A 19,438-nucleotide genomic window follows, 5' to 3' on the forward strand; every position below is an offset into this window, starting at 1 on the left:
ACATGTTTATGGAAGCTCAGTGGCGAAATGAGGATAGTAGATGAAAGAATTTCTTATCGGGTACTCGGTAGCCTCGGGCTCTGCGGTCGCTGCGCCTGTTGAGTTCGTTGCGGTGGTGGCGCTTCGAAATCGCTTTGTATTTGGTCAAGTAACTGGTTAATTCCCGGGAACGCTTGCTTCTGCACGATCGGATTGCTCATCGTTCCATCAACATAAAGTTGCAGGATTTGTTGGTTGGTGGTCTTCACTAGATTCTTCACGAAGGGCAACTGATAGTCTGTGCGACCTACCTCTGCGTGGAAGACAAGCTTCAAGTCTTGGTCGAAGTTGGTATAACCCTTGCCTTTGAGATTCACGACATCGCCATAGAAATCGAGCTGCTGGAGTGTCACGTGTCGGCCATCTAGCCGGAAACGAATGTGGCCTTCGTTGAATGCTGACTTATCAGTTTTGCCACTTCTCAACGTCTTTAGCACACGTAACAGCACGGGCGATTCGTAAATCTCTGCATCGCGAATGCGCACGTCGCCACTTCCGGTGAGCTGGTGTTGCGAACGGCCCTGTCCACCGATCTTTACGTTCGCATCGACTTTGCCCTTCATTTCCTCGGTACTGCCGAATCGTTCGACGGTCAGTCGCTTCAGGTCCACACCCACGAGGTTTGCCTCTGCTTCGTAGCGTGGCAGTCCGTAGAAAGTAACCATCGCATCCGCGGCAATGCGCCCATCGTAAGCTGAGGCGGTCACGGGACGCGGTGGTTGGCCATTCTGGGAGGCGGCGCGACGGCCGAAGAGGCATTGGCTATCGTCTACCCAAATGGGGCCCTTTACGTTGGTGAACTGCACGCCCTCAAACATGACCGAATCGAGATCCAACTCGCCCGCTGAGTAATTCCGCTGTTCGTCGGAAGCGCCCATCAAACGCACCGTGCCGTGCAAGTTGTGGAGGTCGATGCCGCACTGCAAATCGGTCTGCTGGCAAGTCAATTGAAAATCCCAATCCGTTTTGATTGGCGCCATAGCGGAAGCACTCTTCTCGAACGAAAGCACGCCGTTGTCTATTCGAAAGCTGCCAGTTGGATGCAAGGAGTCAATGAGCTTACTCAACTTTGCCGGCAGTGCGGTCAGTAGAGTACGCCCGACCGCTACTTTGTCTACCGTCAGCCCAACCAGTTGCATCTGCCACTGGCCATTCGGTGAAAAGAAGCCATTGCCGTTCGTCAGCACTTTCGTGCGCGCATGCCGGGCGCGTACATCGTTGAGTGTGATCGCGCCCTCGTCGTAGGTGATCACTCCGGAGACGTCCTCCATCAGGTAGTCGAAAAACCTCGGTCGTAGCGAAGCTGTCTCAGCCCTCGGTCGAATCTCCGCACGGATGCGCGGCTTGCCCTGCCCAGTGCGATAGTCCACATCAGCCATGAAATCGACATGCCCGCGCGGACGCAATTCAGTCCAAGCGTTCTGCACGTCTTCGTCGAACGCTTCGTACAGATTGTCGTCCAGCGGCACTTGCTCACCCGTGAAACGCAGCGAAAGCGCCGAGCCGACGGCAACCGGTTGCAAATAGCCTTGGCAGCGAATCTGTCTGCGCCCGTTAGATACGATATCGCGGAAAGTCCAGCGATCGTCCTCTGCCTGAACCGTGCCGCTGATTCCGCTCAGCGGATAGGGGAACTTGTCGTACTTCACACTCAGGTCGACGAGGTTTAACTGTAGGGAAGTCCTCGGGAGCTGGCCATCTTGCTGGCGATCAATCCGCCACAGAAAGTTCATCTTGCCTGCCGGGTGCAGCGAAGTGATCACCTCACGCGACTTGGGGGGGAGCGCGGCGATCATCCGTTTTTCAATTTCCACGTTCTCACCCGTGATTTTCACCCAGCCACGCGCAGCCGGCTTGGGATCGAAGATTTGCCCCACAATATGTATAGGCTGCCCGCCACCTTGGCCGGTCATATCGATGTCCAGACGCATCGGTCGATCCCCTTGCCGGGGCGTTACAAGAATCGTGCCAGAGCCGTCGGTCAACCGGTAGGGAAACTTATCCGACTCGAAAGCCAGCTCGCTACCGGTGAGCGTAGCGGTGGGGCTCCAATGCTGCCCGTCGAACGTTGCTTGTAGCGTGGCATCTACCAGCCCAGTTGGCTGGTGCTTCTCCCACTGCTCTTGCAGCAGCAGCGGCAGCACGTTGCGAAGCGATTTGTCCAGCGGCAATTGCACCACGCGAGCAGCGATGCTCGTTGGTGCGCTGGGAGCAAAACCGTTCCGCCGCGCGGAAGCAGCAATCGCTGCTGGTCCGCATTGGGCGTGAAAGTCGCTCACTTCTATTTGCCCCTCAGCGAGCTTCACTCGACACTGCAAGTTCGTCAGTGGTCGTGGCAATCGCGGGTGCTCCGCATGCCCGCTAACTACCTGTAAATCAGCAGCCACGCGAACTTGCCCAACGGCCTGGGCATTTCCAGATACCTCAATAACTCCGCTTGCCTGACAACCCAGATTCATGTCTCGGGCGTTCTGTGGTGCATGTGCCACAAGCCAAGCCAGCAGATCCTCATCGAATTGAAATTCGTCCACTCCTAATTCGGCTCGATAGTTCCCGTCAACCGGATTGATCCACGCTCGTAGGCGTGCTTGGCGAAGCTGTGTTCCCGAGAGTGTTCCATTGACCTTCACCACCGCCTGCGGCGTGGAAGCACCGGCGTTAGCACCCGCAATTGTGAGATTGATGTCGCGAACGGTGAGCGGCTTTAGGTTCGGCTTCGCCAGATCGCTAAACGCAATGGACGCGCCTTCGATGACAATCGGTGGCCGCTTTACTGTTGTTGCGGTCAATGGAAAGAAAGCTTCGACATTGAGCCGCCCGCTTGGGTCGCGCCGCAACCAGCAGCGCGGACGTCGGACCACTACACGTCGCACATCGGGAATGCCCTGCAACAATTGAGGCAGGCTCGCATTGCATTCCAGCAACAGTTCATCGACCGACAGCAAGTGGTTTTCGCGTTTCCCGCTGGCCGCCTCTTCCAAGTGCAGGTCGTAAATCGCGATGCCTTGCCCCTCGATCAGCCTCGCTCCGCCCACATTCACTTGTAGTTGAGGGAACTTCTCAGCGAGTACCACCTCCACCTTGCGGCGGATTTCGTCGTCCATGTGCGTATAGAAATACACACCCACAACCACCGCCAGCAGAATCGCCGCTACAACGACGAACCGGAAAACATACCAACAGGAGCTGACCAAACGAGCTACGATAACGCGAACCTTGCACTTAATTTAAGAGAGCGCTGCGGAGTCCAATCCATGTCATTCCTCGGTCGCTGCCGCTTGGCGGAATGACATGATTGCCACAGACTCTGCGCAGATTTTCCGCGAATAGTAGGAACCGTGGCAAGAACCGGCAAGACAGCCTCCGGCGAGCAACTTCAGCCGCGCTGCTTGCACCGCGATGCGTGCAACAGCTAGCACACACTCCACACGCTTAGCCGACCACCTTCGTACCGTGCTAGCAAATTCCCTGGCAGATTAACCTGGGCAGGTAGCTTAGGTTGGCCAGAATGCTCACCACGAACCGCCAATTGAACCAGCTTTCGCCACCAAGCGTCGCTCATTCCTTGTTCTGGCAAGCCGGCATTTCGCCAAGCAATACGCAGCGTTTCAATCGCCACGGCAGTTTCAACCGTAGATAGTAGACCAGTCAGCAGAGCGAATCCGCCTGACTCGCATGCCCCGTCGGTCTGATACTGGCCAGTCTGACTTTGGGTCAACACCTGCTCTGCCTGAGAATGAATTGCCGTGTACGCTTCCCCCGCCTGTTGCGCCGTGCGAAGCAGGGCCTGGTCGACTTTTGCATTAAAATCTTCACGCAGGAGCGGCAGCAATTCGTTTCGCAACCGATTCCGAGCAAAATGACTGTTCGTATTGCTTGCATCTTCACGGTGGTCTTGCCCTAGCTTGCCCAGATAGCCGTGCAACTCTTCGCGCGAAAACTCCAACTGCGGCCGCACGAGTGTCACGCTCGTGGACAAAGCCCTTTGCTGCTGCATGCCAGCAAGCCCCAGCAAGCCTGTGCCGCGCAGCAACCGGAAGAGCACCGTTTCCACCTGATCGTCCCGATGATGGCCTACCGCCACATAGCGTGCACCTATTCTCTCGGCAGCTTCGGTGAGCAAACGATAACGCTCGTCACGAGCGGCCCGCTCCAGGCCATCGCCTTGCAGCTTTGCCAAACCAGTAACATCGGCTCGAAGAACCTCCAACGGAATCTCCAACTCCTGGCATTGCTGAGCCAGCCATCGGGCGTCTGCCTCAGATTGCTCACCTCGCAACTGGTGATTCACATGCGCGGCAGTGAGCTGGCCACGGCCGCCTGCTTGGTGCTTTAAGCCCAGCAGCAAACGCAGCAGCGCCATGCTGTCGACCCCGCCTGAGACCGCCACAAGCACGTGCACATCCCGCCAAATTTTCGTTGGCCAGGAGGCGGCCAGACGCTCAGGCAGCGTCTCGGCAGGCTCACGGGGCGGATTGGGCATGATCGGTAAAGTCTACGGGGTCCTAGTCGAGGGTAGGCAGGCTACGCGCAACCTGTTGCTACGGTTGCAGTTTACACACTTTTTGGTAGCATGCTCAGAGGGTGCGGACGGCGGCAAATTGCCGTAGCCGCCACCCTACCATTTGCGAAGCATCTGCTTGCCACAACGAAAGATTGCGGCAAGCTGCATGTGGCTGCAAGACAATGAAAACTACGCAACTTGTGGCAAGCGCTTACGTGCAGGTCAGCAGTGCGTTGTGGTCAATTGAATAGATTGTTGATTAGTTGACGGTTGGACCCTCATAACTTCTTATTCGTAGCGATCTCAGGCGGCTTGCATGTTTCCGATTAGCCTCATGATGATCCGCTGGCTTGCTAGCGGCTGCACCCGATGGGCCACTATTTCTTCTTTTGGAAATGGTAGTGCCTCGCAGGTTGAAGTCGTTCGCATCGCAGTCAACGCTACCGCTTTGTGCAGACTGAGTGCTCGCCGCTGCCGAACTGCTTGTGTCAGTTTCTGCCGCGTGGGAATTCGGTGGTTTGTAACGAAGCTGTTGCCTGACGCTCACCTCGCCTACCGGCTTGCCCCAGTGGCAAGCGATTCGAGCGTGTGGAATCCGGCTCTGTGCTCGACAGGAAGTTTTATCGATCCTGACAACGTAGAACCGCTCTGCGTCGTGCGCCCATCGGCGCGCCAGGAAAGATAGTATTTGAGCGTCGTGTACCTACCGTGCAAGTTGTAGCCCCTGGGCTACAAGCACTGGTTGGCTGAAACGTCAAACGCTTCTCGACGTCATTTCTTTGCCCCCCGCGCCTGCACGCCCTCTGCGTGAGCGCCACCAACTCGCTCTGGACAACCGCTCCAGCGAGTCCCTGCCACGCGTTTGCGATAGCCCCTAATAAACCGACTCGGAAAGGCCCCTAACATGGCTTCGTTAACACTCACCCCTTGGTTACTGGCTGTTGGCATCTTGCCAACGGCAGCTCAATACACCCCTCCCTTGGCATTGGAGGGCATACCGCTCGCGCTCACACTGCTCGTTGTTGGGGCGCTGAGTATGGGGTTCCTTAAGGGCCTCGATTGGCTTCGCAAGCGCGATGCCGACAAGGAAGCCCAACAAATCATTGGCCGCGCCGAGGTCGAGGCAGCTTCTCGACGTAAAGAGGCTGCCATCGAAGCTCGCGAGATGGCTCTCCAGGAAAAAGCAAACGTAGAGAAAGAGAACGAGGAGACTCGCCGCGTGCTTCACGAGCGAGAGCGCAAGCTCGACAAGCAAGAGGACGGCATCGGGCATCGTCAGGAGCAGTTGCAGAAGCAAGAGAAGATGGTCGAGACCAATCAACGCCGTCTGAGCGAAAAAATCGAAGACGCTGAGCAACGCCAAAAGGAATTGGACGACCTGCTCGATCTCGAACGTCAGACCATGTACCAGCTCAGCGGCTTAAACCCGGAGGATGCGGAGAAAAGGCTGCTCGATCGACTGGAAAAGGAGCTGGTCCGCGAGCAAGGCGCGCTGATCATGAAATACGAGAAGGAAGCCGCCGAGAAATGCCAGGCGAAGGGCAAGGAACTGCTCATCACATCGATTCAACGCTTCGCGGCCTCTCACACAGCAGAATCGACTACCAGCACGGTCGATATTCCCAATGACGAAATGAAGGGCCGCATCATCGGCCGCGAAGGTCGTAACATTCGCGCTCTCGAAAAAGCCACTGGCGTGGATGTCATCATCGACGACACCCCGGGCGTGGTGATCGTCAGCGCATTTGATCCCGTGCGTCGTGAAATTGCACGCATCTCGCTGAACAAATTGATCGCCGATGGCCGAATCCACCCCACACGCATTGAAGAGTGCGTGGCGGAGACAGAAAAGGAGATCGATGGCGAAATTCGCAAGCATGGCGAAGAAGCCATGCAGGAAGCCCAAGTCTTCGGCCTGCACACCCGCGTGGTGGAATTACTCGGCCGCTTAAAGTATCGCACTAGCTATAGCCAAAACGTGTTGCGGCACTCGATCGAAGTTGCCTTCATCACTGGCATGCTCGCCGAAGAGATGGGCATGGACGGCGAACTGGCTCGCCGGGCCGGGTTGTTGCACGATATCGGCAAAGCGGCCGACCACGATCTCGAAGGGGGGCATCCCAAGATCGGTGCGGACCTGCTGAAGCGATTTGGCGAAGGCCCCGAAGTGGTGCATGCCGCCCTAGGACATCACGACGACTTACGCCCCGACATGCCGTACACGGTGATTTGCGCCGCGGCCGATGCTTGTAGCGCCTCGCGGCCCGGAGCACGTCGCGAAACACTCGACCGCTACATCAAACGTATGCAAGAGCTGGAAACCATCGCCAGCAACTTCGACGGTGTGCGCCAAGCATTTGCCATCCAGGCAGGCCGCGAGGTGCGTGTCATTGCCAGTGCTCGTGACACCACCGACGAGTCAGCCGCTAAAATCTGCCGCGACATTGCCCAAGCGTTTGAAGCACAACTCACGTACCCCGGCGAGATCAAAGTCACGCTCATCCGCGAAACCCGCGTCACCGAAACGGCTCATTAAAAATTGTTACCGTAAATCATCTAGCCACAAAGGTCACGAAGGACACGAAGAGCCAAATCGCCACCCATGACGCACTGGTTTGGATTTCGTATCTAGAATTAATTGTTGTCTCTTCCTCGCTGACTCCAATGCCTACACATTGTGCTCTTTGTGACCTTCGTGGTTTAGATCAATCAGGTCTCCACCCGAATTGATACCTATGCGACTGCTTTTCATCGGCGACATCGTTGGCAAGCCTGGGCGAGAAATCGTCAAACATTCCGTAGGCAAACTGCGCGAGGAGCATAGCCTGGATCTAATAATCGCCAACGCAGAAAACTCTGCCGGCGGTTCGGGACTAACCCCGGCGATCTACAAGGAACTCGTTAAGGCGGGCGTCGATGCAATTACCCTGGGCGATCATGTTTATCGCCGCAAGGAGATTTACACCGTCCTAGAGCGGGAAGAGAACATTGTGCGCCCCGCGAATCTGCCCGAGGAAGCAGCTGGTAGGACATGGACAACCGTCACCGCGGCCGATGGCACCATCGTGGGTATCTGTTGCCTGCTGGGGCAACTCTTCATGAAGCCGATCGATACGCCCTGGCGCACGGCCGACCGTGTGCTAGCAGCCATGCCGAGCGACGTGAAAGTGCGCTTCGTCGACTTCCATGTCGAGGCGACCAGCGAAGCCCAGATCATGGGCCGCTACCTCGACGGCCGCGTGTCCGCCGTACTCGGCACACACACCCACGTGCCCACCGCGGATGAGTGCATCTTGCCCGGTGGTACCGCCTTCCAGTGCGACGTGGGCATGACCGGCCCGCACGAAAGTATCATCGGCCGGAGAATCGATCGCGTTGTCGAAACCACGCTCACCTCGAACCCCACCCCCTTCGACGTAGCCACCGACGACGTGCGCCTCAACGGCACCATTGTCGATATCGACGTTGAAACGGGCCTTGCCATCGCGATCGAGCGCTTGTGCTATCGTGAAGAGAAGCCTTAAAGAAAGTCCGATAGCTCGCGGGCTAGCACCATTTTGAACTTCGCCAATCTGACCTTGCACGCGCATGCGACGTTTCTTACTGTCCGCTGCCATTGAGTGAAAATGGGCGAAGAATATTCCAAATTGAAGCGTCGTGAACTGCTTTCGAAAGATGCACGGTTCGCAACGCTTGCACTTGGCGTGTTGCTTACCGTGTTGCTTGTGGTCGCTAGCCGTCTCACGCCAGATGATCGCGGGTTTGGAACTCACGAACAGCTTGGCTTGGCGGGGTGTTGGGTACAAGCAACCGTTGGATGGCTTTGTCCAGCCTGCGGCATGACCACAGCTTGGGCCCAGACGCTTGATGGAAACTTAGTCGCTGCACTTGGAACCAACTTAGGAGGAACGCTGCTCTGCCTGATGGCCTGCTTGATTGCACCCTGGCTGATGATTTCAGCCGTGCGTGGAGCGTGGTTGTTTGGCCGACCCACGTTGCGAGCCATCGTCGTCACGGCAACCATCGTGATGTCGATCACCATGCTCGACTGGGCCCGACGCGCGTTTCTCACTTGAGATAGAAGCTCCCCGAAATAAAAAAATCAACTGAAGCACTGCTAGAAAGCCACGAGGAATAAGGACATGACTCGTTCCAACCAACTGCCCGCCACACTGCTCACTGCGATGGCCGTACTTTGCGTGGCCTCAACCGGCTGCTTGCACCAACTGGTCGCTACCGGCATGTACGTGTTCCAGGGTGGCAACGTCGTGGATGCTGCTTGCACCGAACTTGAAGGCGAGCGCGTTGTCGTGCTTGTGCGGCCGCCTGCTTCCAACGAGTACCGCCACGCTGGCGCTGCCCGAGCCATCGGAGCCCGCGTGAGCAGTCTGTTGCAAATGAAAGTCGATGGGATCGACGTGGTGAGCCAGCAGGAAGTCGACAATTGGGTTGACGAACAAGACTGGGAAAACTTCCAAGACCTAGGCCGTGCCGTCAAAGCTAGCCGCGTAGTGTACGTAGAAATCGATAGCTACGACCTCTACAAGGGCAAGACCCTCTACCAGGGCGACGCCGAGATCAAAGTTTCAGTCTACGACATGAAAAACCGCGGCAAGCTACTCTACGAGAACCCGCTCGGGCAGGTGCTGTTCCCCAAGAACAGCGGCATCCCGGCTGCTGACAAGCCAGTACAACACTTCCAGGCACAGTTTACGGAAGTGGTCTCGAACCTGATCGCTGAACATTTCTACAATCACAACCCCAACTCGACCTTCGCGATGGATGCTGTGGCGAATAAGTAGATAATGCCACTGTCATTCCGACAGCCGCCCTCCCACCAAGAAATACCGGACGGCGGAAGAATCCGGTTTGCGCACAGGTTAGACTTCTTGAGAACAGAAACTCGATTCCTCAGTCGTTCGGCTCCATCGGAATGACCTAGGCGCTGCGTCTTACAGCGGTGGTGGATCGCGTCGCGGCTTACGCTTCGGCATCATCTCTCGTCGAGGGCGTGGATTCGCGTTGCCGTTTTGCATCCGCTCTTGCATCGGCGTATAAGACTCAGCCCAGTCCCAGCCCAGCGGCGTCTTGAGTTCTTCCTTGGCGAGCATCGCCCAGGGTGTGCCCGGGTGTTCTTCTTGCACACGATCCAGATACTCATAGGCCTGCTCAGCCGTCTTTTCCAGCCGGCTGCTCGCAAAGTCGTCTCCCGGTCGCAAGGTCCACACGTTGTTCTTCTCCGTTTCGAACTTCATTCCTTGCTTCGCCTCGGCAAGCTTCATGTTGTAGCCCGCAGTGCGAACCTGCACGGCCAGTGCTCGGCCCACGGCTAAGTCGTAACCGGCTTGCCAGCGTGGCTCACGGATAGTCTTGCGATCCGACTCGCCCAGCAATAGGGTTTGGCACAGACGATCGATCTTCGGCTGCAGCAGCGCCGAGGAACGCTGGGCAGTGGTTAATAATTGCGCCAGCGAGGCTTCATCCCGTTTAGGGAAACGCAGTTGCACGGATTCCATGGGCGAGGTCCAAGACATCTGTGCCGCTTCGATTAACGCCCGCTTCGCGCGGTTACTCATGACAAGTTGTTGGTATTCTTGCACGGGAACGTAGTCCGGCTGGTAGCGTCGCATGAGATCGGGATCGAAAAAAGCAGTGATACTCGCTGCCAAGTTGTCGATCTCGCCGGCGCGAATCTTGCTGCCCACGCGACGATTCGGATGAGCCGCAAAATACAACCCGCCTGTGTCGTAGCAAAGTCTCGTGAGCGCATAGGGGCCGAAGCCGGAATCGACCAGGTCGTCGTCATTGCCGCGACCCACGAAGTTGAGTTTCAGCCGCTCTGGCATCAGCGATTCAGGCCCCAGAGAAACGGGTACCCATTGCGGACGTTGGTCGTAGTTGGGATCCGGGTCGATGTACTTCACGTACGCCGTCTGCCGACCGAACGGGGCAGGGCGGCCGACCACATACACAGGGATTGAAGAGCGTTGGCAAACCCGGATCGTCGCGTCCAAGGAATTCACATCGTCACCCGCTTCGTCGGTGAAAACCACAAACAGCACGTTGCGGCTACCACGACTGGCAGTACGATAGGCACGGAACTTCTCAGCAGCCGTTGCGACTGCGCGAAAGACATTCTCTTGCCCTTTGTTCGTTTCGTTCTCATCTTCCTTGACGGCTTTCACCGCTGCTTGGATTTCTGCCAAGTCGTCGGTCGGTTTCTCAGTGAGCAACTTCGGTTGCGAACCAAAACCGACGATCGCCGTGAGCAGCGGTTTGTCTTCATGTTTCTTGAATGCTGGATTCTTCGACGCTTCGATAACGCCTAGCTCTTCGTAGATGCGACCGAATCGCTTGGAGATCCTCTCGCGTTCCTTCTTCAAGCTGCCCGACTCGTCGAACAGCCAAACCACGAGGGTCGGCGATTGCTCTAAAGAGGTGAGGATCTCATGCGTGATGCGATCGATCGCACCCTCCGCACCCGTAGCCCCCACGCTCCCCACCCCCTGGGTAGGCAGGTCGAGTGACACTTCAGGACCTTGGAAAATTTGCGTTTCCAGTTCCACCGCGGGCAATTCGCCCACGTCTTCCATGGTTTCTGTTTCGATCAGCACGAGCGATTCTTCCGCGAACATCGCCGCCGCCGCCATTGCCGAGGCTTCGCCCCCTTGGCTCAATGCACCCATCTCCTCGGTCGACTCATCGGCAGAGAGAAACTCTTCAGTGAGAATTTCCTCCTCCAACTCCAGAGGCTCGTAAGTGAGATCGAGCTCCTTTCGCGTGCTGGGTAGCGCCAAGGTTGCGAGCGCCAACAGTCCAAGCAGCAACAAATGCATCCCAAAACTGGCAACCCAGGCCACCGCATCCCGATCGAACAACGGCAGCGATTGCTCGCCCGGGGGAAGTTGGTCAGCGGGTGATTGACTGGCGGTCGTTGCCATCTCGATACCTGAAAACGCTGCAGTAAGGTGTTTCCTAAGCCGGGCAGCAGACTTTGGATGCCCGACAACTGTTCCACTCCTATTCTGTGCGAACTGAGCCAATAGGGCAAGGAAACCCTCTCCAGACGCAGGAGTGCTCAAAGACCCGTATGAATACCGTTCAAATTGGACTCCCTAGCCCTCCTCCCACAATTCGTATATTCGGCTTTCCCAGCCAGGCCACTCACATCCCCTGACGGTGGAGTATAATTGAGGCAGTATGATTGAGTACGGGCGTCAAAAGCTCAGGGACGACGCTCGAAGACCATCACTTAAAGCCCAAGTTTTGAGGATTTGCTATGCCGCTGGTCCGTGCCCGGTTCACATCATCACTTGCAGTACTGTTCGCTTTCGCCGCCATGCTGCTCTCGGGAACCTCCCTGTGGGCTCAGTCAGCCGCAGAGCCAGAGAACCTTTCGTTCACTACCAAGGACGGGGTGCAGATCAAAGGCACCTACTATCCCAGCGATGTCGGTGAGCAAGCCGTGCCCGTGATTATGCTTCACGATGCGAACGAATCCCGAGCCGTCTTTGCGGACTTCGCTCGCCTGCTGCAAAGTCCCGTTTTACCGAATGGCCAGAAACGCGACTCACGTGCCGTCGTCACAATCGATCTGCGCGGCCATGGCGATAGCCGTACCGCGATCGGCCGCAATGGCGCAACGGTGGAATTGGACGGAAGCAACTTCCGCACGAGCGACTACGCCGCCATGGTGCTGCAAGACATGGAGGCGGTGCGCAAGTTTCTCGTGGAGAAGAACAACGCTCACGACTTAAATCTCAACAAGCTGTGCCTCATCGGTTCCGGCATGGGCGCCAACGTGGCGACGATTTGGGCGGCCCGCGACTGGAGTATGCCGCCGCTGGCACGCGTCAAGCAAGGGCAAGACGTAAAAGCTCTCGTGCTGATCTCCCCCCGCTGGAGCTTCCGAGGCTTGCCCCTGAAAGACGCCATCCGCCAGCCCGGCTTGCGCGAGGGAGCTTCCTTCTTTGTCGCTTACGGCAACGAAGACGGGAAGTTCAAAAGCGATGCACGCAACATTCACAAGAACCTCGAACGTTACCACCCCGAGCCGCCGCGCGATCAAATACGCGAAAAGAAAACACTGTACTTCAACGACAAACTCGACACGTCGTTGCAAGGGTCTGAGCTGCTCACGAAGCCACAGTTCAAACTGTTCGTAGACATCGATGTCTTCATCGAACGCCGCTTAGTGAACCAAGATTTCCCCTGGATTGATCGTAAGTTACAGTAGCGGTCGATGTTGCCTGTGAACTACAGGGATTCATTACTCCACGAATTCAGCACGGCGGTCGTTGATGACCACTCCCTGCCGTTCTGCTTGTTTCATAAAATGGCCAAGTAATGGTTCACGCAGTGTGCCGCTCATGAGTAGTGAATCGGTTTCTCCATCTTTCATCAAGAGTTTAACTAGCGTTACTATACTCGTCCCTCGGCGGCGACCGCCTCTCCTGCCGCCACTACGCGTGGACACTCTCGCTTTATACACTTCTATTTCTTGCAAGTCGGCTAGAAGCACCTCCGCATGGACGCCACGTCCTAGCAGTCCCTCTGCAATTATTAGTTGAGTGCTATCCACCGAATTTTCCTCAAAAGGCACAGACAATCCAGTTAGGGCCAACCAAATCAATCCTACGATACTGATAAACACGGCACCGCGGCGTGCCTTTTTTCCGCCCTTCAAACCTAGCAACAGCCCTGCCGTAATAATTGCCGCTCCAATTAAGAAGAACACTAACGTGGTAGTCCAAGGGTTCGTTGCAATCAGACGATCACCCTCAAGACGCACGTTGGCACTGTTCGGGGAGCAGCCGCTCAGAAAGAGCCACATTGGGAACAACCCCGAAATAGTTGGCCACTTACGTGTGTCAGGGCACATGCTGTGAATTACTCCACCCAGGCATACTCGCTTCCGCCAAAAACGGCTCGCCCGTCTCTGGATGCACAAACGACAACCTTACCGCGTGCAAACACAACGGTGGTTCGCCCACACCCAAAGTCTGTGTCCTGCCTAACTTCTTGTCAGGAAGATACCCCGGGTCGCCGCACACCGGATGGCCCAGTTCCCAAAGGTGAATGCGAATTTGGTTTGTGCGACCAGTGATCGGCTTGGCCTCCAGTAGCGTGGTTAGATTTCCGGTACCGTCGTCGCAGCGTTCAAGCACCTTGAACTCCGTCCGTGCGTGTTGCCCGTCTGGATCAGGCAAACGCAAGCCGGCCTGTACCGTATCGCGGCCTATCGATGTGGTCGACGTGAACTGGTCTTCTGCAATGTGTCCTTGCGCTCGTACAAGGTAGCTCTTCTCAACCGTGCCCGCTTCAAACTGCACTTGCAAGTTCCGTGCAATCGCCTTCGTACGAGCGCAAACCACCACGCCGGTGGTATTCGCATCCAACCGATGCACGAACCGTAATTTTTGCGGTGCGTAGACTTCGTCGAGAAAAAAATTAACCGTGTTTCGATGGAAGCGCCCGCCGGAATGCATCGGTAGCGGCGCTGGCTTGCTGAGCACAACGATAGCGTCGTCCTCGTGCAGAATACGAATGTCCGCGTTCACTGCCGGCTCGACCATCGCCGGCACATGGCGATTGTATCGCTGTCCCGCACGGACAATCCGCTGGGGGTCAACCGGGTGCTCGCGTTTCTCGTGATCCTCAAAAGTAATGAACCCTCGCTCACAGAAATCTTTCCACTGATCGCGTCCCATATGCGGGTGCAACCCATCGAGAGTATCCAGCAGGGTAGCTTGGTCGAAACGCTTTGGGATATTCAGCGGCCGGATGTGATCGTACGGTACGCTACCGGGTAGCACCTTGGCGAATTCGGCCAACTGCATTTGGCGTTGCTCAATCGTGGCCCGATGTTTGGCCAGGAACTCCTCGTAGCAATGCGGGCAATGCTCTCCGAGTACATAAGTTTCCGCTTGTTGGTCGGCTGCGTTCAGAGGTGCCTGGCAGGCGAAGCACTGGGTCGTGGCGGTTTCTTCGAGGTTTGGGTCGAGCGCCACACGTTGGTCGAACACGAAACACTCACCGTCGTAGTGATCGCCGCCGCACTCCTCAAAGTACTTGAGGATTCCACCATCGAGCTGGAAAACTTCTTTGAACCCTTCGCGTTCCATCAGCGGTCCCGCCTTTTCGCAGCGAATGCCGCCCGTGCAAAACATGACCACCGGCCGCTCTCGCGTCTCCGGGGGCAGTTGCTTGATTGCTTCGGGGAAATGGCGGAAGTGATCGATGTCTAGGTCTACGGCGTTCTCGAACGTACCCAGTTGGACTTCATAGTCATTTCGCGTGTCGAGCAACGTCAGCGGGCGACCCTCATCGAGCCACTTCTTGAGTTCCTTCGCAGAAAGCTTGGGCGAAGGGTTCTTCGCAGGTTCGATCCCCTCCACACCGAACGCGATGATCTCCCTTTTCAGCCGCACAAGCAACCGATTGAATGGCTGACGATCGCTATAACTGTCTTTGGTTTTCAAATCAGCGAACGCCGGATCGCTTCGCACTTCGACGAGAAACTCATCTATCGACCCCCGTGACCCAGCAAGAAATAGGTTTAGCCCTTCCGTGCTGAGCAAGATCGTGCCCTTGAGACTCAACCGCGAGCATAGCGACTTCAGCTCTCGTCGACGGCGCGGCAATTCGTCCAGCGCAATGAACTTGTACGCGGCGATGTTCACGATGGTGGAAAGTGTGTTAGTCATTAGCTTTACCGGTCATTTCGACAGGTGTCTCGGCACCGGGGAAATCTAGTTCTAAATCTCGTTGAGCTGGCAAACCAAACACGCAATTCATGCCCAGTCCCTCAGCCGTTCAACGCCTATCGGAATAACACGGCACAGGCCAGATCCCGAGTCATCCGTGGCCAAGTTCATGCCTCCGCTGTTTTGGTTAGCCCGGCCCATTGGACATTTAACTCGGTATCAAAAACTTTCTCAAACGGCCCCGCACGGCGGCGAGCGGCCCACAAGTTGACCTCGGGGTATTCGGTCGCGGACACCAGCAAGTCAACTTGCCCTTTGGTGCCCTGAATTCCCACCGACTCGACCGTTTGATTGTGACTACGATCCAACCCGCTAGCCAGTCGCAATACGGCCGACATCTGCCGTACGCGCAGGCGCTGGGCTTCGTCGAGCATGCGGAAATTGCGGTGCTTGGTTTTCGGTTGCGCACCGCGATGATATCGCGCCACGTTTGCCACGATCTGCAAATTCTGCGGATTGAACACTTCCATCCGGCTGTGCAAGATCAAATGGTACGAATGCTTGTGATGTTTTTCATAGCTGATCAAGTAGCCCACATCCTGCAGGCGGCTGGCGGCTTCCAGTAGCGGGAAGTCCTTCTCGTCGATGTCGAATAACTTCGCCAAGCCTTGGTAAATCTGCACCGCAAGTTTTGCCACATGCTTCGAGTGCGGCATGTTCACGCCGCAAGCTTCCGCAAAGCGGTCGAGTTGTGCATCGCAGTTAGGCGGAGCTGTGCTGGCAGGGCCTTGCATCGATTCAATCATCGTCAGCAACAGTCCGTCGCGTACGCCGTATTCATGGACTTGGAGCAAGTTCACCTTGAAGCGGCGCATGATCCGATCCACCACGGCGATGCCCGGCACGATGATATCCACGCGATCGGGATTGAGTCCGGGTACCTCGCGGCGCTCCTTGGGCGTCATCTTGCGAAGACGTTCCACGAGATGCCGCACGTCGGCTCGTGCCAATTGATATCCGGACGCAGGCAACTCTCCGAGTCCTTTACTCGCCATGACCATGCCGGCGAGATTCGTGAAGGTCCCCCCCGAGCCGATCAGCATATGCAGCGGCACGTTTGGCTTCTCGGTAGATTCCTTCAACTCGCGATCGATCCAACTGAGCATCTTCTTGAAATCGTCACCCGCCAAGGCCTGGCCGCCACCGAATTTCTCGGCCAGTCGCACCGCGCCTAAGCGGGTGCCATAAATCGCCTCAATCAGATCGCCCGAGGCGAGCACCAGTTCCGTGCTGCCACCCCCGATGTCTGCCAGTAGTGTATTCCTGCCAGTAAGGTCGAACCGCCGCCGCACGCTTTGAAATGCGAAGTGGGCTTCCTTTTCGGAGCTGATGACTTCGATATTAAGGCCCAGTTCCGTGCGCACCCGCTCTACAAATTCCGCACCGTTCTTCGCTTCGCGCACTGCACACGTGGCGATCGCCCGCTGGCAATCGACGCCCAACCCTTCGGCAATGGACTGGAAACGGCGCAGCGCGGTCAGCGAGGCAGTGATTGATTCCTCGTCGATCTTCCCCGAAGAGGCCAGCGCACTGCCCAGTCGGGTGGATTCGCGTTCTTCATCCAAAATGCGGTATCGCCCATCCGGCAGAGCCTCTGCCACAACGAGGCGAAGGCTATTACTGCCGATATCAAAGGCCGCCAGTCGAGACGCCGGCTCATTCAAGTTTTGGGTTTTCTCAGTCATCCTGTATCTAGCGTAAGCTAGTTCAATGGGTTCGGGGCTTCCATGCGTGCAAATCAATTCGCCTCTTCTAGAATAACAGAGCGAAGATGCAGCCGTTAGTGCCGCTGGCCCCTTAGCTGCCCGACCATTACGATCCGACGCAAGGGAGACACCGCTAAGCCGCAAGCGGCGGTTGTTGACCTCTTGCCGCCACCGCAGGATAATCGATTCTTCGCATCGTTCTCGAAACCTAGAAAAAACGCCAGTGCCAATCATTCGCCAACTCGAACAGCTTCCTGCCGCTGCCCGTGGCGGAGCCGTGGCGATTGGCAACTTCGATGGCGTACATCTGGGACATCGCCACATTGTAGATCAGCTACTTCGCCGAGCTGAGGAAGTCGGCGGACCTCCAATCGTGTTTACGTTCGATCCGCATCCTGTTCGGATCCTCCGACCCGAACATTGCCCGCCCCCGCTGACTTGGACGACACGAAAGGCGGAATTGCTGGCAGGTCTAGGTGTGTTCAAGATCGTCGCCTACCCGACCGACGAAGCACTCCTCTCGCTATCGGCTGCCGAATTCTTCCAGAAAATCGTGATTGACGCGCTCGACGCCAAGGCCATGGTCGAGGGCCCGAATTTCTATTTCGGTAAGAATCGCGAAGGTACCACGGACAAACTACGAGAGCTCACCACCGCGGCTGGCATGTCACTCGATGTGGTTGAGCCGGTCGAAGACGAGGGCGAGTTGGTCTCCAGTTCACGAATTCGCGCCCTTATCACTGAAGGCCAAGTTGCCGCTGCTACCCGTTTACTCGACGCGCCCTACCGTATCCGCGGCATGGTCACCCACGGGGCAGGGCGGGGCGCGAAGCTCGGCTTCCCGACGGCTAACCTCGAAGCAATCGACACGCTCGTCCCTGCCCAAGGCGTATACGCCGGCCGGGCACGTGTGGAGAATGGTAGTGGCCAGAACGCCAATCGTCCTTCGTGGCACGCCGCCGCGGTGAACCTCGGCCCGAACCCCACCTTCGGCGAATCACAAACTAAAACAGAAGTTCATTTGCTCGACCACAACGACGCCCTTTATGGAAAACCAATGGAAGTGGAATTCCTGAAGCGTTTGCGACCCATCGAAAGATTTGACTCGCAAGAGGCGCTGGTCGAGCAATTGAAAAAAGACATTGAACAAACCAGAGAGGTCGTCATCGCGGCGAAACCGCAAGCGTAACGTCAAACTCGTTCCCACGCTCCCGCGTGGTAACGGACTATCCAGCCGCTCCGGCGACGCTGAACCCTGGAGACACGCAACCAATTTTCGAGTTCATGACGCAGGAGCGTTAATCAATACCGTCCCCACGCAGGAGCGTGGGGACGAGAACTACGCTTGCGGATTCGCCGCATCCCAACAACAGAACATCCACCCATGATCAACTGGCAACCACTCGTTGAGCTCATCAACGCCAACGAATCTTTCCTCATCACTAGCCACTGCCGCGCGGATTGCGATGCGATTGGTAGCGAATTGGGCCTGGCGCTTGCGCTAGAAGCCCTCGGCAAGCGCGCGCAGATCGTCAATGGAGATGAAGTCCCAGAGCACATCACCTTCATGGACCCCGAGGGCCGCGTGCAGGAGCTTGATCACGTACCGCTGGAAACGCTCCGCCAACATCAAGTGTTCATCGTGGTCGATACCAGCGCGTGGGGTCAGCTAGGCCCGATGGCTGACGTATTGCGCGGCTTCGCTGGAGAGCGAGCGGTGATCGACCATCACGTTAGCGAGGACGACTTCAACGCGCAGGTGTTCAAAGATTCCAATGCAGAAGCGACAGGCCGTCTGATTCTTGAATTGATCGAAGAACTGGGCGTCGAGCTTACCCCCGAAATGGCCGCGCCACTGTTCGCAGCAATTGCCACAGATACAGGTTGGTTCAGGTTTTCTTCCGTCAAAGAGCCCGCCTTTAAGGCGCTGGCGAAATTAGTTGCGGCTGGTGCGAGCCCGCCGGATACTTTCTCTAAACTCTACGAGCAGCACAGCCTAGCCCGCCTGCACTTGCGTGGGAGAATCCTCGATCACGTAAAGAGTGAATGCGACGGGCGGTTAATGTGGACGTATGTCTCTCGGCAGGACTTTCAGGAGACCGGCGCACAAATTACCGACACCGAGGATGCCATCAACATGCAGCTCACCGTCGCCGGCACGGAAGCGGCTGCCTTGTTCGTGGAACTGGAACCCGAGGTGACGAAGATCAGTCTGCGAGCACGCGGCGATTTCGATGTGCGCGCCATTGCTGCACAATTTGGCGGCGGCGGCCACCGCGCCGCGGCCGGAATTACTTACCAAGGACCAAGAGAAGAAGCCCAAACCGCCGTTCTTGACGCCCTGCGTGCCGGGATGGAATAATCGTCAACGCGAAACCTTTGGCCACAATAATATTAACCACAGAGGACACGGAGTTTCACAG

The 19,438-nt window shown here is 56.7% G+C and carries 13 protein-coding genes; 7 read left to right on the plus strand and 6 right to left on the minus strand.

The window, feature by feature from the left end:
• Nucleotides 1–53: 53 nt before the first annotated feature.
• Both HG15A2_RS18270 and tilS read right to left on the minus strand, forming a co-directional pair.
• Nucleotides 54–3,233, minus strand: a complete 3,180-nt coding sequence (locus tag HG15A2_RS18270; protein WP_145062068.1) for an AsmA-like C-terminal region-containing protein — start codon at nt 3,231–3,233, stop codon at nt 54–56.
• Nucleotides 3,234–3,451: 218 nt separating this feature from the next.
• Nucleotides 3,452–4,522 (minus strand): tRNA lysidine(34) synthetase TilS, encoded by a 1,071-nt coding sequence (tilS, locus tag HG15A2_RS18275; protein ID WP_145062070.1) that lies wholly within the window; start codon nt 4,520–4,522, stop codon nt 3,452–3,454.
• 925 nt (nt 4,523–5,447) lie between these two features.
• On the opposite strand from tilS, the gene rny reads away from it, so the two are divergent.
• The 4 genes from rny to HG15A2_RS18295 all read left to right on the plus strand — a co-directional run bounded on the left by rny (nt 5,448) and on the right by HG15A2_RS18295 (nt 9,345).
• Entirely contained in the window at nt 5,448–7,079 is a 1,632-nt protein-coding gene (rny, locus tag HG15A2_RS18280) for a ribonuclease Y (RefSeq protein WP_145062072.1), read from the plus strand.
• A gap of 199 nt (nt 7,080–7,278) precedes the next feature.
• Nucleotides 7,279–8,067, plus strand: coding sequence for a TIGR00282 family metallophosphoesterase (locus HG15A2_RS18285; protein WP_145062074.1), 789 nt, complete (start codon nt 7,279–7,281; stop codon nt 8,065–8,067).
• A 123-nt stretch (nt 8,068–8,190) separates the two neighbouring features.
• Complete coding sequence (locus HG15A2_RS18290; protein ID WP_218932074.1) at nt 8,191–8,619, plus strand: DUF2752 domain-containing protein; 429 nt, start codon at nt 8,191–8,193, stop codon at nt 8,617–8,619.
• A gap of 66 nt (nt 8,620–8,685) precedes the next feature.
• The gene (locus tag HG15A2_RS18295) at nt 8,686–9,345 is read left to right on the plus strand and encodes a hypothetical protein (protein WP_145062078.1); all 660 of its coding nucleotides are present in this window, start codon (nt 8,686–8,688) and stop codon (nt 9,343–9,345) included.
• 150 nt (nt 9,346–9,495) lie between these two features.
• Here HG15A2_RS18295 and HG15A2_RS18300 read toward each other — a convergent pair whose 3' ends face one another.
• Nucleotides 9,496–11,484 carry a vWA domain-containing protein gene (locus HG15A2_RS18300; protein WP_145062083.1) on the minus strand — a complete coding sequence of 663 codons (1,989 nt, stop codon included), beginning with the start codon at nt 11,482–11,484 and terminating at the stop codon, nt 9,496–9,498.
• A 338-nt stretch (nt 11,485–11,822) separates the two neighbouring features.
• Here HG15A2_RS18300 and HG15A2_RS18305 point away from each other — a divergent pair, with 338 nt between their 5' ends.
• Entirely contained in the window at nt 11,823–12,779 is a 957-nt protein-coding gene (locus tag HG15A2_RS18305; RefSeq protein ID WP_145062085.1) for an alpha/beta hydrolase, read from the plus strand.
• Between the two features lie 33 nt (nt 12,780–12,812).
• Here the strand turns inward: HG15A2_RS18305 and HG15A2_RS18310 are convergent, their stop codons facing one another.
• The 3 genes from HG15A2_RS18310 to HG15A2_RS18320 form a co-directional block, all read right to left on the minus strand.
• Nucleotides 12,813–13,376 (minus strand): hypothetical protein, encoded by a 564-nt coding sequence (locus HG15A2_RS18310; protein ID WP_145062087.1) that lies wholly within the window; start codon nt 13,374–13,376, stop codon nt 12,813–12,815.
• A gap of 37 nt (nt 13,377–13,413) precedes the next feature.
• Nucleotides 13,414–15,249 carry a sulfurtransferase gene (locus HG15A2_RS18315; RefSeq protein WP_145062089.1) on the minus strand — a complete coding sequence of 612 codons (1,836 nt, stop codon included), beginning with the start codon at nt 15,247–15,249 and terminating at the stop codon, nt 13,414–13,416.
• A 167-nt stretch (nt 15,250–15,416) separates the two neighbouring features.
• Complete coding sequence (locus HG15A2_RS18320) at nt 15,417–16,994, minus strand: Ppx/GppA phosphatase family protein (protein WP_218932075.1); 1,578 nt, start codon at nt 16,992–16,994, stop codon at nt 15,417–15,419.
• Between the two features lie 244 nt (nt 16,995–17,238).
• On the opposite strand from HG15A2_RS18320, the gene HG15A2_RS18325 reads away from it, so the two are divergent.
• A complete protein-coding gene (locus HG15A2_RS18325; protein WP_145062093.1) occupies nt 17,239–18,204 on the plus strand; it encodes a bifunctional riboflavin kinase/FAD synthetase in 966 nt (321 codons plus the stop codon).
• A gap of 195 nt (nt 18,205–18,399) precedes the next feature.
• Nucleotides 18,400–19,377, plus strand: coding sequence for a DHH family phosphoesterase (locus HG15A2_RS18330; RefSeq protein WP_145062095.1), 978 nt, complete (start codon nt 18,400–18,402; stop codon nt 19,375–19,377).
• Nucleotides 19,378–19,438 lie beyond the last annotated feature (61 nt).

Origin of the sequence: Adhaeretor mobilis (assembly GCF_007741515.1) — a bacterium.
Classification (GTDB): domain Bacteria; phylum Planctomycetota; class Planctomycetia; order Pirellulales; family Lacipirellulaceae; genus Adhaeretor; species Adhaeretor mobilis.